This is a genomic window from Notoacmeibacter ruber (genome assembly GCF_003668555.1).
Classification (GTDB): domain Bacteria; phylum Pseudomonadota; class Alphaproteobacteria; order Rhizobiales; family Rhizobiaceae; genus Notoacmeibacter; species Notoacmeibacter ruber.
The window spans coordinates 695,714-713,431 of sequence record NZ_RCWN01000001.1; the positions used below are offsets into that span (position 1 = coordinate 695,714).

A 17,718-nucleotide genomic window follows, 5' to 3' on the forward strand; every position below is an offset into this window, starting at 1 on the left:
ATGCTGCTTGAAATCGAAAATCTGAATGTCAGGTATCCGTCCCGTCGGGGCGAGTTCGTGGCGCTCAAAGACGTCAGCCTGTCGCTGGAACGAGGCGAGATTCTCGGCCTTGTGGGCGAATCCGGCGCCGGCAAATCCACCGTCGGGAGCGCGGTCATCGGACTGCTGCCCAAGCCCGGCTTCGTCGACAGCGGCCGGATCGTCCTGGCGGGCGAGCAACTCGTCGGGCGGGCGGAGGCCGAGCTGGAGCAACTCCGCGGCGCGCGTATGGGAATGATCTTCCAGGATCCGATGACGTCGCTCAATCCGCTGGAAACCGTGGGCTGGCAGTTGAGCGAAACCATCATGCTGCACAAGAGGTGCTCCCGGCGCGAAGCCGCCGCCACGGCCGTAGGGCTGATGGAGAGCGTCGGAATTCGCGACCCCGGGCAGCGCTTCGGCCACTATCCGCACCAGTTTTCCGGCGGGATGCGCCAGCGCGTTGTCATCGCCCTGGCGATCTGCGGCGATCCGGACGTGATCGTCGCCGACGAGCCGACCACGGCGCTCGACGTGTCTGTGCAATCGACGATCCTCGAACTGCTCAAGAAGATCTGCCGCGAACGCGGCGTCGGCATGATCCTGGTGACGCACGATATGGGCGTGATCGCTGAAGTGGCCGACCGTGTCGCGGTGATGTATCGCGGCGAGGTCGTGGAAGTGGGCGACACCCACGATATCCTGACCAATCCCCGGCACCGCTACACCCAGAGTCTTATTTCCGCGGTCCCGCGATCGGATGTGAAAATTCCGCGCTTTCCGCTGGTCAGCTACATCGAGGACGCGGGCGAGCCCGACATCTCCCGGCTTCGGGAACGATGGACCGGATCGGATGATAAGCGCGAGAGTGTTGCGCTGAGTGTGCGAGATTTGTCGGTGGACTTCGTCGTGGGGCGGTCTTGGACCGGACGCCCGACGATAAAATTCCGCGCTGTCAATGGTGCATCATTTGAGATCCCGCGTGGGCAGACGCTGGGAATTGTCGGTGAAAGCGGATCAGGGAAATCCACGATCGCGCGCACGCTTGCGGGAATTTACGCTCCGTCTGGCGGAGAGATTATCTTCAATGGTCAGTCATTGACCAAAGTCGATGCAAGTGTCGCAAAGCGGCGCCGCCGAGATTTGCAGATGATCTTTCAGGATCCGTATTCATCGCTGAACGGTCGAATGCGCGTGCAGGATATCATCGCTGAACCAATCTTGTTTCAGAAGGGAAGGCGCTATCATAAAGAGGCCATGTCGACTGCTTCCGACCTTCTCGAAATCGTTGGCTTGGGCTCCGCAGCAGGTCGTAAATTTGCGCATGAATTCTCTGGCGGCCAAAGACAGAGAATATCTATCGCGCGGGCCCTTGCCACAGGGGCCAACTTTATCATCTGTGACGAACCAACATCGGCGCTGGACGTATCAATTCAGGCGCAGTTGCTGAACCTGATTAAGGATCTGCAGGAGGAACTCGATCTAACGCTGCTTTTCATAAGTCATGACCTGCCAGTCATACGGCAGATGTGCGATCAGGTTTGTGTCATGCGCAAGGGTGTGATTGTCGAGCAAGCCGAAACCGAACAGTTATTTGAATTCCCCGAGCACGAATACTCCAAGTTGCTGTTGAGCCTTGTGCCGAGCCTCTTCGGCTAGCGTCGCCATCTGAGGATGAATTGGATCCGGACGCGCAAACATTCGAACAGCCGTTCAACCTTGAGAGCCCGATGCTCCAGAGCAACCGCTTTCCGCAAACTGTCAGCCCCCAAATTGGCCGATCGCGACTTTCCCGAGAATAACGCGGAAACAGCGCGCCGCTTTGCGTCTCAGTCGGAAGGGTGTACCTGCAAGCCTCTGAAAAGTCGGCATAATTCTGCAGAGAAATGAAGAGCAGCAAAAAGCAAGGAAGGAGTGGCTGGGGAACCTGGATCCCCAGCCAGCGACACGAGGGGTCGCCAAGTCATTGATTTCCGGGTCGTTACGAAAGCCACAAACCAATTTTGTGCTACAGAATGGGCACGAGATCCATGGCGATTTCAAGGCATCCAAGGGGCGGCACGTTCGGGGGCTGAATGGAGAGAGGTAGAAGCCTATTGCGGACGCTGTGCGCCGCGGACGAAAGACGCAGAGTGCGTTGCCGATCCGCGCCCGCCGATCCGGCGGACTAGATTCTCTACAAGTTTACCGTGGCATTCAGCGACGCAAAGTCGAACGCTAGTCCGAGTGCAGTTCGATTCGGAGTCGAAGGTCATGTCGGAAAGTTCGCAGACTCATACGAAAAACGTTCGACCCGTCGTCGTGTCGATCCAGAATCAGAAAGGGGGTGTCGGTAAATCGACCGTCACAATTAATCTCGCCTGTACGGCTCGGGCGTTGGGCTGGCGTACGATGATAATCGACACCGATCCGCAAAGCACCTGTATCGGTTGGCATCGGCGTGGCGGTGACATCGATGTCGAAAGCAGTGAACCGAGCGACGTCCCTGATAGGCTTGAGGCGGAGTATCGTAAACGCGATTTCATTTTCGTGGATACCGCCGGTTCGGGCGCGGCTGCTCATTCGCGTATCAACGACTGCTCGGATATTGTCATCGTTCCGTTTTCGACGTCCGTCGATGACCGTCAGCCCAGTCTCGACACGCATTTTCGAGCGCGCAGGAAGACGAGGGCCTATCTGCTACCGTGCTTGGTGGATCCGCGTTCGTCCGGCAGGCGTATCAATGCAAGCAAGACGACGATCCAGACTCTCCTGCAGAGATTGTCGCCGGAGTTTCGGGCGTTTTTCCTCACCTCGATCATCACCCGACGCCTGCCGCTGACGGACCAGATGGCGAGCGGCGGATCGTGCCAGTCCGGCTATCGCAACAATGAGTCACGGTCGGAATTCGATCGACTGTTCGAAGAGTTGACGCAGAAATTGTGCGAGGGAAAAAATGAGTGCTGAGCGAAAGAAGCCGCAAATGCGTCTGCGCAAAAAGAGAGGAGAGGCGATCAGGAGGATACAGGACTGCACGGCGTCGACCTATCGCGTATCGGACCGGATCCGCGCGAAGATGAGCGAGCATGCATCAGTTCGCGGATTGAGCCTCAACATGCTGATCATCGACCTCTTCGACGAGTTCCTGGAGCGCGAGGAGGGCAAGGGGATTCAGCAGATAGACCCGGAGTTTGCGCGGCTCATCTACGAGTTGGACGATGAGGCCCACCGCGGGTAGCCTCATCACGGCATCACGGCATCACGGCATCACGGCAAAATGATCTGTCCGTCGATCGGACCAGCGTCGGAAAGGCGTGGCGCAGCCGAACATCGAGCCATTACCTTCTCCAGGGAACGCCGAAGCTGAAGACTGTTAACCACGTCGACGGACAGCTGGTCGGGTCCACTGGACAGGTAGGGTCGTCATCTGCATGTTTCTTGTATCGGTCGCGATTGGCGCGGCCGACCATCACGTCAGAGAGCAGGCGGCCAATAGCGGCCGCCGGCGGGATTGCAGTCCTACCAGCGACCTGACCCTACTGTCTCGCAAGGGAGAACAGCATGGCTACTGCGCTTGTCGCGCGCACGTCGAAGACGTGCAACCTTTTTTCTGATGATCAATCGACATTTCGCACGTTCAATGCGGGGGCTGGTCCGATCGGGCCGGAGCCGCAGACCCTCCACGACGAACAGATTGTCGCCGTCGTGGAAGAGTTGGGACGCTCCGTCGTCGACGCCGCGCTCTCGACTGCGAAATGCTGCGACGACGACCCGTTGTTGCGGGACCTGACACCGCTTGGATCGCTGGCACGGTCGCTGGTTACCAGAGCCGGACAGGTGATCCCCGATATCATCGCGACGGTGCTTCGGGCCAACGGCCAGACGGTGCTCCGGGAGTTCGCGCTGCCCCAGACCCAGACGGCGCGAGACCTGGTTGCAAACAACCGGATGACCGGACCGATCATGCTGCCCCACAATGATGGGATCGTCGGATATCTGCATGCCGATCTGATCGTCATCGATCCGGATACGCACCATGCGACCATCCTTGAATGCGTGCGGGGCAGCACTGCACTCTCCAAACCGAAAACCAAAGCGCTGATTCGATCCGTTCGGACGGCGACGCTCAGTGCTCGGTCGGCGCTGGGGGCGGAAGGATACCGGGTCGATGATGTCACGTGTGGCGTGTACGAACGGTATGGTCGAGCAGGCCACGACGACGACATGACGATTCGGGAGGAGGCAATCGACGACTTCTTCGGAGTGCCGATAGCCCCATATCTCATGCACTTCGACGGCTGCGTGTATTCCCATCTCTCGGAAGCGGTGCCCGACGCTCTCGGCGCAGTCATCGCCATGCATTCGGGTATCGTCGATCCATCGGCGGAGATGACCGGACGACCTTCGACGGAGGCGCCGCGTTTGAGCCGGGTTTCCCTCGCCGGGAACATCATGTCGATCGATGTCGCGAAGCTCGTGAGCCCTGCCGATCGCCGGAGGAGCCGCGAAGCGGAGAGCGATGAGCGGCAACCGGCCGGTCCAGCTCGCCGCTAGCCGACCGTCCCGTCCGTGACCTGAAGGACGACGCGCTGCGACAGTTCGCTGCCGTCGTCCACCTTCCACAAGGAACCTGCCATGACCTCGTCTTCCAGGCGGGCGGCCGCGCCGTTCGTCCATCAATCATCCGTCCCGAACACCTCTTCGTGTGATTTCCACCTGATGAGCCCGGTCTTTCTGATCGGCTCGGCCATCCGGCTATCCCGCCATCGTCTCTCGAAGGGAGAGGCGCGTCGTCTGCGACGTCAACTCGTCCGCCTTGCCGAAAAAGGAGATCGGACAGCTCCAGTCGTCCTCGACTGGCTGCATCGGCGGGAGGCCATCCGCGATGCGAAAGGGCGCTGATATGGATCACAGGAACAGCACTGCTCCGTGCTTCGCCGTCTCGGCTGCCGGACACGACACCGGGACGCTCGAACGTCTCTCTCCGAATACCGCCTCAGATGCGTGCGAGCGAGGTGCGACATGAGCACGAGTTTCGCCAAACCACCAAGTCGCCGGACGCTGGCCGACCTAAGGGACGGCAGCGACATCGACAATCGCGACGACGCCGTGACCGCCTTCGTGTGGCTGCGTCTGGGCCAGCCCTTTGCCGATCTCGACTTCGAGGAGAAGCGGCATCTGATCCATGTCGTCTGTCCCGTCGAGGCGGCCGGCGCGATCCGAGACGTTCTGCTTGGACATTCGAGGCTGCTGGACGTTCTCTACTATCCGCCGTCCGCGCGGGAGACGCTCACGCAGTTGCAGCGCCGTTCGATGGTCTTAGTTGCTTCCTCGGATGAAACGCTCGAACTGCCGCCGGATATCCGCATCGATTTCACATACACCGTGAAGGACGCGGAAGACCTTTTTTGCGCGGCTTACGGCATTTCTCTCGGCCTGGGGCTTCCGGATTTGGACGATCTGCGTGACGTCCTCTTGACCACGGAAGACCCGCAGCTGGCGCACGATCGCCTTCGCCGCATCGCGGCGGCGCCCGAGCCGAAGAAGGCGGCATCGGGCAACAGGAGGAGCGATGCCATAGTCCATACGAGCGGTGCGAAGGACAAGGTGGAAACGCCTCCGCCGCAGGATGTGTCTCCGCATGTCGAGCTGCATCGACCTTCGTCTCCGCGGATCTCCGAACTTTCCGGTTACGGCAAGGCCGGTAACTGGGCACGGGATCTCGTCCGCGATATCGCGGACGTCCGGTCCGGCAAGCTCGATCCGATCGAGATGGACCGCGGCGCGCTCGTTTATGGCCCACCCGGAACAGGCAAGACGCTTCTCGTTCGCGCGATCGCAGCGGAGGCCGGCATTCCCATGGTTCTCGGCGGTTATTCGATCTGGCTCGACAGCAAGCAGGCTCGAGGCGATGTCGCCATCCGGATGATCCGTGAGAGCTTTCGCACGGCGCGAGAAAACGCGCCGTCGATCCTCTTCATTGACGAAATCGACACGTTCGGCGTCCGGGGTGCAAACGGAACCAACGATTCATGGTTCAGGCCGTTCGTGACCACGCTTCTCACGGAGATCGACGGAGCGATGAGCACTCCGGGTGTCGTCGTCATGGCCGCCACGAACGATCCTGATAGCGTCGATCCTGCCCTCAAGCGGGCCGGGCGACTGGACCGGTCCTTCGCGATCGGAATGCCGGACGAGCACGGACTGTTCGGGATACTCGGGCACCATTTCGGTGACGCGGATGACGATACGCTCGGAACGGTCGCTGCAGCGCTTGCGGGATCGGTAACCGGCGCCGACATCGCCCGCCTCGCTCGCGAAGTCCATGGAAGGGCTCGTCGTGACCGAACCGAGGTGACCGCAGACCTACTGATCCAATCGGCCCTGCCGCAGGATGACCGCAGCGACGCCGATCTCTGGCGCGTGGCAGTGCATGAGGCAGGTCACGCTATTCTACACGCGACTTGCGGGAATGTGCCCGAAAGCCTGTCGATTCTTCCGAACGGTCAGTTCGGCGGTGGCGTCCGGATCGCAGGCAAAGTGTCTACGATGCCCGGCGCCGTCGACCGCCATGTGCTTATGCTGCTGGGCGGGCGTGCTGCCGAGGAGGTCGTACTGGGTCGTTGCAGTGCGGGCGCGTCCGCCGATCTCGATGAGGCGACCCGGCTTCTTTCTGGTGATGAGGCTTCGGGAATGGGTGCATGGCTGACGGCCGGTCAGGTTTCCCATGAGGCGATCGAACGACGAATGCGTCGGTTGTACGCCGAGGCAGTGATGCGGATCATCGCTAAACGGAAGGCCGTCGAAGATCTTGCTCGACTTGCCGTTCGGAAGCGCGTTCTATCCAAATGTGTTCTCGAAGAGTTTGTCGGCGGACTGGATCTGACATGACCGGACCAGAATGATGAACAGGGCATCGGCGATCCAACTCTCAGCAGAACATTGATCGCCGACGGCCAAATCAGATCTGGATTTTACATCTGGACAGTTCGGCTCGCCTACCGAACCCTTCGATGCCACGATGCCACGATGCCACGATGCCACGATGCCACGATGCCACGATGCCACGATGCCACGATGCCACGATGCCACGAAATTGTGACGGTCCCCAGTTGGACACCTCGAAGAACCTCAATCTTTAATTGTTGAAGGCGGCTTGATCGAAGTCTTGAGGCCGCTCTGGCTCTGACGCGCTGCATTTCAGGGCTTTTGGGATTCCAGGACTGTTGTCCGACCGGATGACGGCGTTTCTGCCGTCACGCGGGCATACTTCGCCCCTGATGTTAGACGAAACGCGTGAGATTGTAGGCGAGATTGACCATGCCGATCTTTGCCTCGGCGCGCGCGATGCCGATGGTTCGGATGAAGGTGCCCATCGGCCCCTTCTGACGGGCGAAGACGTGTTCGACCTTCGAGCAGATCGATGAACGCGGGCCATTGGCTCGAGACGTTCTCTCGCTCATCGGTCTGCCCTTCGGTTTCTTGCGATAGATGTCGGACGTGAAGCCGTTCCTCTCCAGCCAATCCTCGTTCTTCTTCGGGCGATAAGCAGTATCCGCCCAGACCTTTGAACCCGTATTTTGCCGATCGAGAACTACCGGCAATTGCGCGCCGTCCCAGGCGGCGGCGCTCGTTGTCGACCAGCCGCGGATGAAGCCGTGCCGCTGGTCGATCGAGATATGGTTCTTGTAACCGAATGCCGGGACCGCGATGTCGATATGCTGCGGCTTTCCCTCCACCGCCGCTTTTGCCTTGGAGAACTTCACGGTCCAGCGAGCGTCTCGATCCTTTTGACGCAGTTTGGCGGGTTTGCCCTTCCAGCCTTCCGGTACCTCGCCGACCTTGATCGCAGCCTTCTCGTCCTCGGTATTGCGCTGCTTCGGCGCCGCGACAATAGTCGCGTCCACAATCTGCCCGCCCATCGCCAGAAGCCGGCCTGCGCGAGATGCTTGTCGAAGCGGACGAACAGACTCTTGACCGCACCGGCCTCGGCCAGATGATCGCGGAACAGCCAGATCGTCTTGGCGTCCGGGACTCTGTCCGCGAGACCGAGCCCGACGAACCGCATGAACAACAGACGGTCCTGGATCTGGAACTCGGCCTGATCGTCCGAGAGGTTATAGAGCGCCTGCAGGACCAGGACCTTGAACATCAGAACCGGATCGTAGGGCGGCCTGCCGCCCTTTGCGCCGCCAGAACGCTTCAGGGCCTTGGCCAGCGACTTCCTGACGACTTCCCACGGAACAATCGCGTTCAGCTTCTCCAGAGGATCGCCGGCTTCGCTCAGTCGGCCATAGCGCTCATCAACGTCCCAGAACCCCGACTGACCCCGCATCTCATCCTGCCGATCTCCATCATATCGATGGAATCACAGATCACGCGGAAAGGGGAGGTTCTTCGAGGTCTCCAGCTGCTTGAGCGAGAGGTTCTCGTCCTCGAGCTGCTTCACTCGGCGCAATTCGCCTACGATGAGACCACCGTACACCTACTTCCAGCGGTAGAAGGTCTTGACGTGACCCCCAGCTTGCCTCCAGCTGGGATTAGAGCCGGGCCTTTGTTTTGCGCATCAGCGCGGCTGAAGCAATGGGCTGCGTAGCGGAGCCCGTAGGGCGTAGCGAAGCAGGCCATTGCTGATCGAGTTCGGCGGCGAATGCCGCCGGTGTTGCGTAGCCGAGAGAGGAGTGTGGACGCTCCCGGTTGTAGTCTTCAACCCAAGCTGCGATCTCGACCCGCGCGTGTGCCATGCTGAGGAACAGGGTCTCGTTGAGGAGTTCGTCGCGCATGCGGCCGTTGAAACTCTCGACATAGCCATTCTGCATCGGCCTTCCGGGAGCGATGTAATGCCACTCGACGCCGATCTCGCCGCACCATGCGAGCACCGCGTTGCCGGTAAGTTCGGTGCCGTAGCACGTCGGGAAGAAGCGCTGCCGACAGGTTATGGCCACTCGCGCAGCCTTCAAGTAGCGCAGCGGGTGGCCATAACCGGGTCTCGGGTCTCAACAGTGGTTTTGCACAACCACACCGCTGAGGAGACCGGCTACGACCGCTACCCATTCTATCGCTTCGACCGTCCTGGTTGCCATCGACATTTCCAAGCACCGCCACGAGGTGCTCATCGGGGTTCCGGGCAAGAAGCGCCGTCGCCGCATAACGATCATGAACTCGTTGGAAGACTTCCAGCGCTTGTCTGCGGTGCTGTCCAGCTACGACCTGCCAGTTCGAATTGGGTTCGAAGCGACCGGCAACTATCACAGGCCGCTGGTGTATCATCTTGGACAGGCCGGGTTCGACTTCAAGCTCATCTCCTCCGTCGGTCTCGCCCGGACACGCGAGGCTTTGCACAACAGCTGGGACAAGAACGACCCGAAGGACGCGCAAGTCATCCTGCACATGCTGGAGATCGGCGCCGTGCAGTTCTTTCATGACCCGGTGGTCGTTGGGACCGCAGACATCCAAGAGCTGTCGAAGACGCACGAGATCGTCTCACGTTCGAAGACCGAGCTCTGGCACCGCATCCTGACGCATTACCTGCCGCTCTATTTCCCCGAGGCCGAACGGTTTCATCGAAGCTCCCGGACCGACTGGTTCTTGGCGTTTCTCGAGAAGTACTCGACACCGACGATGATCACGGCCATGAGCCAGGAAGCTTTCATCGAAGATGCCTGGCAGGTGGTGGGCAGGAAGGTTTCCAAAGAACGCCTGCTTTCAGATATTTACGCCACGGCGGTCGACTCTGTCGGGTTGCCCGTTAGTCCGGATTCCGACGCCGTCCGCATGTTCCGCCTCGTCCTTGCCGAAGGCAGAAGTCTTGTCCGCCAGCGCAACGAGATCGAAGCCCGGGCGGTCGAGTTTCTCTCCGATCTGCCGGACTATAAGCTGCTGACAACCATTCCTGGCATCGGCCCGATCAATGCCATGACTATCTTGGCGGAGGCCGGTGACCTCCGCCGCTTTCGGCATCATAGGCAGTTCCTGAAGTTCTGCGGCATGGACCTTGCCACGGTCCAGTCCGGCATGTTCCGCGGTCAGCGCCGGATCTCGAAGTACGGCAATGCCCGGCTGCGCCGCACGCTCTGGATGGCTGGCCAAACGGCCGTCCTTAAGCGAACCAACAGCTTCCGGGACAAGTTCGAACGCTACATCTCGAAGGACCGACACAACGCTCATCTGCGCCGCAAGGCCTACACCGCGATCGCGGCCAAGATGGCGCGCACCGTACACGCCGTGGTCAATCACGGCGAACCCTATCGCCCCTTCTTCGAGGGGGTGAGCCCAGGCGGAAGGACCTCTCTCTGACCAGTGCCGTGGAGGCAGTTCTCTGACCTCGTAGATAATGTTCGGGCCTTCTGCTTGGGATTTGGGATCTCGTATTAAGGACGGTGAGGGCCGCCATCGCGCGTACCCTGTGTTTGCTATGGATGAGATCATTTTTTGACGGCAGAGCCCGTCTGGGCAACCTTATCAGGGCATCCGGTCGGCCGGATGCCACAGGACCTGCTGACCTAAGCAGCCAGAATTTCCCGACATAGGACGTTGTCGCTGACGATCATGCCGGGCTTGCCTCGCCTGGCGACCAGTTCGCTCAGCTCGCGCACGACGCGACGACCGGAGATGGATGTGTCCGGCACCGCTGCCAGGCACTCCCTCGTCACGTCGTCGACCACGTTGAGCACCCGAAACCGTCGACCGGAGGCCATTTGGTCGTGAACGAAGTCCAGGCTCCAGCGCTGGTTTGGCAGGGCGAGGACGGGGACTGGTGCCCTCGTTCCTACGGCACGCCTGCGACTGCGCCGCCGCCTGACCGCCAACCCCTCCTCCTTGTAGAGCCGCTGGGTCTTCTTCCGGTTGATCATCACGCCCTCCCGGCGGAGCAGAATGTGAAGACGCCGATAGCCGAACCGGCGACGCTGGTTGGCCAACTCGCGCAGCTTCTCACGCAGATCGACGTCATCGCCCCGTGTGGAACGGTAGCGCACGCTCTTGCGATCGGCACCGAGGACATGGCACGCCCGCCGCTCGCTCATCCCGTGGCAGATCTGGAGATGAGCGACAGCTTCCCGTTTGGCAGCGGGCGTCAGAACTTTTTTGCCAGAAGGTCCTTCAGCGCAGCCTGATCAAGCATCGCATCAGCCAGCAACCGCTTGAGCTTGGCGTTCTCGCCTTCGAGCTCCTTCAACCGTCGGGCCTCGGATACCTCCAGCCCGCCATACTTTGACTTCCAGTTGTAGATCGTCGCTTCGGACACACCGTGTCGGCGAGCGAGATCAGCAGTCTTCGCGCCGGCTTCCGCCTCCTTCAACACGCCGATGATCCGCTCCTCGGTGAACCTCGTTCTCTTCATCTCTTCCGTCCTTCTGTCAGGGCCGGACTCTAATCAAGACTGGAGGAAAATCAGGGGGTCACGTCACACTACGCCGCCCGTCGTTTTGACTGTTCACCACATGCCAAAACACGGACGGGCTCAAATTGGCTTGAGAAACGCTGGGGGTCACGTCACGTACACTTCATCGTAAAATGCTGATCGCGAACCCATCTCCATACAGCCACAAATTATGCAAGTAGCCAATCGACTTAAAACTCAAATAACTCAAGACGATTAGGAAGAAAGGGTGGTTGGCGCGACGCTCCAGAATGAGTTGAAACAGCACCACGATTACCCCCACCATGTTTAGTCGCGTTTCAGCGCCGAGGACAAAAGCTGCTACTGTGATCGGGGTCATCATGACCAGAAGTTGTACTCGGTCTCTGGTGATAATCATCCCTACGCATGTAAGCGCAAGCAATTGTACGATCTCTCCAATACCACTACCCGAATAATAACTAGCCTTTTCAATTAACGCGCCGGAAAAATTTACACTTAAGAATGCTACTACAATGCTACCAAATGCTATCGCCAATATCATTCGAGGCGTAATGCCTTCCGAAAAAATGCGATTGGCCCATTTAAAGGCGAGAGATGTGTAGATAATGATCATCTGAAAATGAAGAAGCGTAGATGATGCCATAAGCAGATATCGAATCCATTTCCTCTCAGCAAGAGCTGCAAGTATCGCAAAAAGAAATCCGAATTTCAAACGCTCGGCTGACGTAATTAAAACGAGGAAATAGTAGTTCGTAAATATTAATGGATATACATACCATTGAAGCCCAGCGCGATGGCAGAACAAATATAAACTAAAGGCAAAAGCCGAGTTGAATAGTGAGATGTAAGTAGTCTTTTCAAGACCTAAATAGGACGATCCTAACCACATAAGCGATCCAAAAAGAGGTTCTGAACTTCCCGTGTATTCCTTTTGAAGCGCGGCGATTGCCGATCCGGCATGCCCGGGCAAAGAGTCATAAAACGCCCGATAGAAGCGTTGGTCGCCCTCCGTATAATGCTCAAGCAAGATTACTGAAGCGTAATAGCCTACGGCTAAAATCAAAGCGTATAATAAAAGACGCTTGTACATATATTGCCTTTGATCTCGAAGAACAAAATATTCACGACTGTGAAAGTGATAATTCGATTTAGATCGAGGCATGTCAACAACGCTTGCCATTAATAAATAGTGGATTGAACGATTGGATTCTCGATGCCGCAATCGAATATAGATGTATATACTAGATATACATAGCCGTGGGGTCTATTCAAAAGGCATGGCGATTATATATAGCTGAAATGCGCAAGAGGATACTCATTATAATCCCAATATTGCTGAAAGTTTGGCGATGAGCATAAATCATTCAATAGTGCCGATGCAGTTAGGCGATTTTCCACCCTCGGGAACCGAGCTCGCCGATCGCAATCAAGGTAGCAGAAATGACACTGCTCCTTTAATGCGGGTCCGATTCTAAATCATAAATGCGGATGGCACTACGCTCGAGCTGGTAGACTAGTATATAACCTACAGTGATCCAGAACCGTTTTATGTGGTTGATAATGATGTTGCGCAATAATCTGGCTAGAAAGCGTCGTGTCCTGCTGGATGGTCCTTATGGCTATGCCAATCTCGGTGACAACGCGATTGCTTATTGCATGTCGAGCTTTCTTACAAAGGCAGGAATCGATGTAACCATTTCCTGCCTTAACCCGGACTATATCGAGAAATCCATTGGTCTCCCAACGCTACCTATCCTCGACTTCAAAACACTGAGTACCAGCGTCTTAAAAGCAATCGGCGAGTTCGATGCGATCATTGTAGGGGGAGGGCAGCAGCTCCAAGAGCATCCTGTGCCGAATCCGTTTTTCGGCATGTTTTCGCGAGTGTGCCATATGGCCCGTGTAGCCAAGGCGCTTAATGTTCCGTTCATTGCTTGGTCAGTTGGAATGGATTGGCCGCTGTCGCCTTTGGCGCGACTTATGGCTCGCCACTATCTGGGAAGCGACAATGTTACTCTGATTCTACGGGACGGCAAATCCTACGATCATGCATGTTCGATGCTCGCAGGCAAAAGTTGCCGAATATTGCATAGCAAAGATGCTGTCTTCATGCTTGCGAATTTTCTTTCCGATGATGTCACGCGATCGACAGAATTAAATTTCACCCGAAATAAAAGGTTGATCGTTTCGCCTAGTATCATCAAGCCGCAACAAGGATTGCGTAAAATGGTTGAGCTATGCGAAGAAGCTGCACAGCTGGGCTATGAAGTTAAAGGCTGGCATTCGGAGATCCGACCGGGTTATGATCTGAAGGTTCGCGAGATGGTCGACTGGGGAACCATCCCTGGTTTTGAATGGCTCCCTCCCAACCCCATCGACACGAATGAGGTCGCCAGTTTATTAAGTTCAGCATCACTTCTTCTAACTACGAGAATGCATCCGGCCATCATCGCAGTCGCACAAGGAGTCCCCGCATATGGTATTGCGACTAACTTGAAAATGCGGTCTGTATTTGACGAGTTGAGCATGCCCTATACTAATACTGAAGATTTGGAAGCGCTGAATTTTCATGATATTGTGGAAAGCCAGTTTGAGAAGTCGTTTTCTATGGCTCAACAATTCTCGGCTAACGCTGAACTTGGCGGAGAGCAGGTGTTGAAAGCTGCATTCGTCGACGCTTGAATTTCAATCACAAAAACGCCGGAGTACGGTGTGAGTACGAAATTGACGGTTCTTGTATTCATAGGCAACTACCTGCCTGGCTTCAAAGCTGGTGGGCCTATCCGCACCTTGGTCAATATGGTCGACCAACTGGGTGACGAGTTCGATTTTTGGATCGTGACATCCGACCGCGATTTAGGGGATGCGGCACCCTACCCCCATTTAGAAGTCAACACCTGGATCCGCTGCGGTAAGGCGAACGTTTTCTACCGCTCGCCCGGATCGGCGGGTTGGCGAATGCTTAACGAAAAGCTTGATGGTATGCACATCGATTTAATTTATATGAACAGCTTATTCAGCGTCGTCGACACGCTACGACCATTGATATTAAGACGTTTTGGCCGGATAACCAAAGCTCCAGTCTTGCTGGCGCCGCGAGGAGAGTTGTCTTCCGGAGCATTGCAACTTAAGTCGTTTAAGAAACGCTTTTTCTTGCGCGTAGCGTTGCTGCTAAATTTGTTTGACAAAATTACGTTTCAGGCATCTTCGGAGCACGAAGGCAATGATATTCGCCGAGAGTTGGGTGATATGGAGGTATTAATAGCATCGGATCTATCTGAGCAAAGTTCCTCACTTTTATATAGTAGTGTTGAGAAGGGTGCTGGAACTTCTCTTCGGGCAGTGTTTCTTTCGCGCATTAGCCCTAAGAAGAATTTGTTAGGGGCGCTCGAGATATTGAAGAATGTAAATTCTTCAATTATATTTGATATATATGGAGTTATTGAAGATAAAGGCTACTGGTCACGGTGCAAAAAGTTGATTGAAACCTTGCCGTCGAATGTGGCCGTAAACTTTCAAGGTTCGGTCCGTCCTGACGAAGTAAACAGAATCCTCTCTCGTTATGACTTCTTTTTTTTTCCTACGCTGGGCGAAAATTACGGACATGTTATTCGGGAGGCTTTGTCGGCGGGACTTCCGATTCTTATTAGCGACCAAACTCCTTGGCGCGATTTGGCCGCGAAAAACGCAGGAGCCGATTTGTCGCTTCAGGCACCGCATGATTTCGCCGCTTGGATCGAAGCCTTTGCGAATATGGAGGCGGAGCAGCGGAATTCGATGCGCAGAGCCGCAAACGCTTTAGGTAATAATTCCGAAAAAGAAGCCAGCGATAGGGTTGCAAATCGCAATATGCTCTACTCCGCGGCAGGTGTTTCCGTGCTGGCCTAGACACCACTTCCCTCCAGTCTCTGCGAGAATCCGCTGGTTGATTTGACGCTTCCTCGGTTTCTCATCCAAGCGTGATGTGAGCTTCCGGTATGCATCCGCCGGGATTGTTCTCGGCGGATTGAGCTACTCTCCAATCGCTGGACAGATTTCGGCGTAAATTAAGCTACGCTCTGCACCTGCTGATCGGGTTGGTTTTGATCGATTACCTGCCAATAGATCACGGCAGGCGGTTTGCCGCCAAGGGCTGAGTGCGGTCGTTTCCGGTTGTAGAACTCCATCCATTTTCGAATGCCGGCCCAGGCCTGCGATCCGGTCTCTCAGGCATGCAGATAGACGCACTCGTATTTGAGCGTGCGCCACAGCCGCTCGACGAAGATGTTGTCGAGGAACCGGCCTTTGCCGTCCATCGAGATGCGGACACCGATTCGGCGCAACTGATCCGTCCACGCGAAGGACGTGAACTGCGATCCCTGATCGGTGTTCGTGATCTCGGCGCCGCCGAACTTGTGGGTGGCCTCGTTCAACGCCTCGACGCAGAAGTCTGCTTCCAGCGTGTTGGAGATACGCCAAGCCAGAACCTTGCGGGTGAACCAGTCGATGATCGCGACCAGATAGAGGAAACCGCGGTGCATCGGCAGATACGTAATGTCCGCAGCCCAGACTTGGTTCGGTCGGTCCACGCGCAGCCCCTTTAGCAAGTACGGCCAGATCTTGTGCCCCTTCGCCGGTCTTGATGTGTTGGGCTTCTGGTAAATCGGCATCAGCCCCATGAGCCGCATCAGTCGGTAAATGCGCTTCTCGTTCACCGGATGGCCTTCGTTCTTCAGATGCCAGGTCATCTGCCGCACACCGAAGAACGGCGTCTCCAGGAACTGCTCGTCGATCTGGCGCATCAGGGTGAGATTCATCTCGGTCTCGCCCTTGGGCGTGTAATAGAACGACGAACGCGAGATCGACAGCAGCGCACACTGCTTGCCGATCGACAGGAAGGTATGAGCTGGCTCGACCATGCCGCGTCTCACTTCACGCCCCAGGGCTTGAGCTTTCGTGACATCGAAGCAGAGACACGCGGCTCTGCGAAGCATCGTTGGCGACGGCCAGTTCCCCTGACGTGACCCCCAGCTTGCCTCCAGCTGGGGGTCACGTCACACTCCACGCTGATTAAACCCACGACTTGGCGTTACATTGACCTATCAATCTCGAATCTTCTCGCAAGAAGGATCGCTACCCGACAGGTTGAACAAACGAAAAATGCAGCGAAGATAATCTCGATGGTAATCATATCTGAGGGCTGAAATGACGCCCAGAGAAAGAAAATTCCTAGGAAAGCGCTCGGGATCAGAACAGACGCGGTCATTAGGCCATGCTGATGGTTGGCCATTCGATTGGAAGCGATGAAACTCCCGCACGGTAAGGGAAACACGGCGAACGCGAAGACGATGAGAGTGTGATGTAAGGAAGATGGTTCTATTAAAAAGGCTGCGCCGAGGAGTGTTGGCGGAACTGATATGGCCGCTGTCACGAAAAGGCTGCTGCCGACGATACCATACAATATACCTCTGCGAATGTGATGGGCAAGACCAATTCTATCGCCCTCGGCGACTAAAGATCTTGCCGACGTAAGATATGTATAGCCGGTGGCCGTGAGAATTAGTTGAATTGGTGCGTAAAGTGACTGCACAATTCCTAGTTGACCAAGAGCATCGGTGCCAAGGAATGCGAGCGCCATGTAGCGTAAACTGTTCATGAACATAGCGTCAAAGAACGGGTAAGGCGCCGAGTGGAGTGTTACACCCGACAAGAAAGGTTTCCGAGCAGTCCTTGCACTACCTGTAGTTCGCAGTATTGGAATTACATCGATGAGTAGGACAACTGAGACAGTAGCAACGAGTGTAGTAGACGCGGCTGCTATCATGCTTCCACCTAAAGAAGCTGTCGTAACTAGCGGCATTATCGACGCTATCGCCCGCCCTGTCAGCGAGTAGCCTATTCTAAGGGGAGTGTCTGCCCGTTGATAATAGCCGGTCGCCACGTCTGCTATCTGATCGGCGCATCGAGAGGCTACCAGCAGCGTACTTACGAGCCACAAGCGATGGTTACCGTCTGCCAAAATAAGTAAGGTAAGAGACGTGACCAATAACGAAATTGTTACAGAAATTGTCCGAGCCGTAATCGCACTCCAGATGTCAATTTTGCCTTCGTTATCTATCGCGAGTTGGGACCGTAGATTGAAGCCGGTGGCAAGACAGATTGGGGTAAAGATCGCTAGTCCGAGCACCAAGAAGCCGACGTACTCCAGGCCACCGAGACGACTAACGGCGAGGATGATCAAAGCTTGAGAAACTGCCCAAAAACCTTGAAATCCGACAATCGTAAATGTGAGGCGTTTCAACGAAATTCCTATAAATTTATGCGTTGTCGGGCATACGATGATAATAATGAGCGGTCGTCCCGGTGGAGAATAAGCCGGC

The 17,718-nt window shown here is 56.4% G+C and carries 10 protein-coding genes and 5 pseudogenes; 9 read left to right on the forward strand and 6 right to left on the reverse strand.

Annotated elements, in window-relative coordinates; all coding sequences use genetic code 11:
- The 6 genes from D8780_RS03255 (at position 1) to D8780_RS03280 (ending at position 6,888) form a co-directional block, all read left to right on the forward strand.
- Positions 1 to 1,677, forward strand: coding sequence for a dipeptide ABC transporter ATP-binding protein (locus D8780_RS03255; protein WP_121644339.1), 1,677 nt, complete (start codon positions 1 to 3; stop codon positions 1,675 to 1,677).
- 594 nt (positions 1,678 to 2,271) lie between these two features.
- On the forward strand, positions 2,272 to 2,964 hold the full coding sequence (locus tag D8780_RS03260) for a ParA family protein (RefSeq protein ID WP_147440273.1): 693 nt from the start codon (positions 2,272 to 2,274) through the stop codon (positions 2,962 to 2,964).
- Positions 2,954 to 3,235, forward strand: coding sequence for a hypothetical protein (locus D8780_RS03265; RefSeq protein ID WP_121644341.1), 282 nt, complete (start codon positions 2,954 to 2,956; stop codon positions 3,233 to 3,235). Before D8780_RS03260 ends, D8780_RS03265 begins: the two co-directional genes overlap by 11 nt.
- 323 nt (positions 3,236 to 3,558) lie before the next feature.
- A complete protein-coding gene (locus tag D8780_RS03270) occupies positions 3,559 to 4,551 on the forward strand; it encodes a hypothetical protein (protein ID WP_121644342.1) in 993 nt (330 codons plus the stop codon).
- An 81-nt stretch (positions 4,552 to 4,632) separates the two neighbouring features.
- Positions 4,633 to 4,899: a hypothetical protein gene (locus tag D8780_RS03275; protein ID WP_147440275.1), complete on the forward strand. Its 267-nt coding sequence runs from the start codon at positions 4,633 to 4,635 to the stop codon at positions 4,897 to 4,899.
- Positions 4,900 to 5,019: 120 nt separating this feature from the next.
- Positions 5,020 to 6,888 (forward strand): AAA family ATPase, encoded by a 1,869-nt coding sequence (locus tag D8780_RS03280; RefSeq protein WP_121644344.1) that lies wholly within the window; start codon positions 5,020 to 5,022, stop codon positions 6,886 to 6,888.
- Between the two features lie 392 nt (positions 6,889 to 7,280).
- On the opposite strand, the pseudogene D8780_RS03285 reads toward D8780_RS03280, so the two are convergent.
- The 3 pseudogenes from D8780_RS03285 to D8780_RS03290 all read right to left on the reverse strand — a co-directional run.
- A pseudogene (locus D8780_RS03285) lies at positions 7,281 to 8,332 on the reverse strand (IS5 family transposase).
- A gap of 54 nt (positions 8,333 to 8,386) precedes the next feature.
- Positions 8,387 to 8,509 (reverse strand): annotated as a pseudogene (locus D8780_RS16045) (IS3 family transposase); the annotation flags it as partial.
- A 28-nt stretch (positions 8,510 to 8,537) separates the two neighbouring features.
- Positions 8,538 to 8,900 (reverse strand): annotated as a pseudogene (locus D8780_RS03290) (integrase core domain-containing protein); the annotation flags it as partial.
- A gap of 154 nt (positions 8,901 to 9,054) precedes the next feature.
- On the opposite strand from D8780_RS03290, the gene D8780_RS03295 reads away from it, so the two are divergent.
- Complete coding sequence (locus D8780_RS03295) at positions 9,055 to 10,293, forward strand: IS110 family RNA-guided transposase (RefSeq protein ID WP_121644345.1); 1,239 nt, start codon at positions 9,055 to 9,057, stop codon at positions 10,291 to 10,293.
- A gap of 236 nt (positions 10,294 to 10,529) precedes the next feature.
- Here D8780_RS03295 and D8780_RS03300 read toward each other — a convergent pair.
- Positions 10,530 to 11,338: pseudogene (locus D8780_RS03300) on the reverse strand (IS3 family transposase); the annotation flags it as partial.
- Positions 11,339 to 11,501: 163 nt separating this feature from the next.
- A complete protein-coding gene (locus D8780_RS03305; protein ID WP_121644346.1) occupies positions 11,502 to 12,449 on the reverse strand; it encodes a hypothetical protein in 948 nt (315 codons plus the stop codon).
- A gap of 440 nt (positions 12,450 to 12,889) precedes the next feature.
- On the opposite strand from D8780_RS03305, the gene D8780_RS03310 reads away from it, so the two are divergent.
- On the forward strand, positions 12,890 to 14,041 hold the full coding sequence (locus D8780_RS03310) for a polysaccharide pyruvyl transferase family protein (protein ID WP_147440276.1): 1,152 nt from the start codon (positions 12,890 to 12,892) through the stop codon (positions 14,039 to 14,041).
- 30 nt (positions 14,042 to 14,071) lie between these two features.
- On the forward strand, positions 14,072 to 15,247 hold the full coding sequence (locus D8780_RS03315; protein ID WP_121644348.1) for a glycosyltransferase family 4 protein: 1,176 nt from the start codon (positions 14,072 to 14,074) through the stop codon (positions 15,245 to 15,247).
- 158 nt (positions 15,248 to 15,405) lie between these two features.
- Here D8780_RS03315 and D8780_RS03325 read toward each other — a convergent pair.
- Positions 15,406 to 16,293, reverse strand: a pseudogene (locus D8780_RS03325) (IS3 family transposase); the annotation flags it as partial.
- Positions 16,294 to 17,718 lie beyond the last annotated feature (1,425 nt).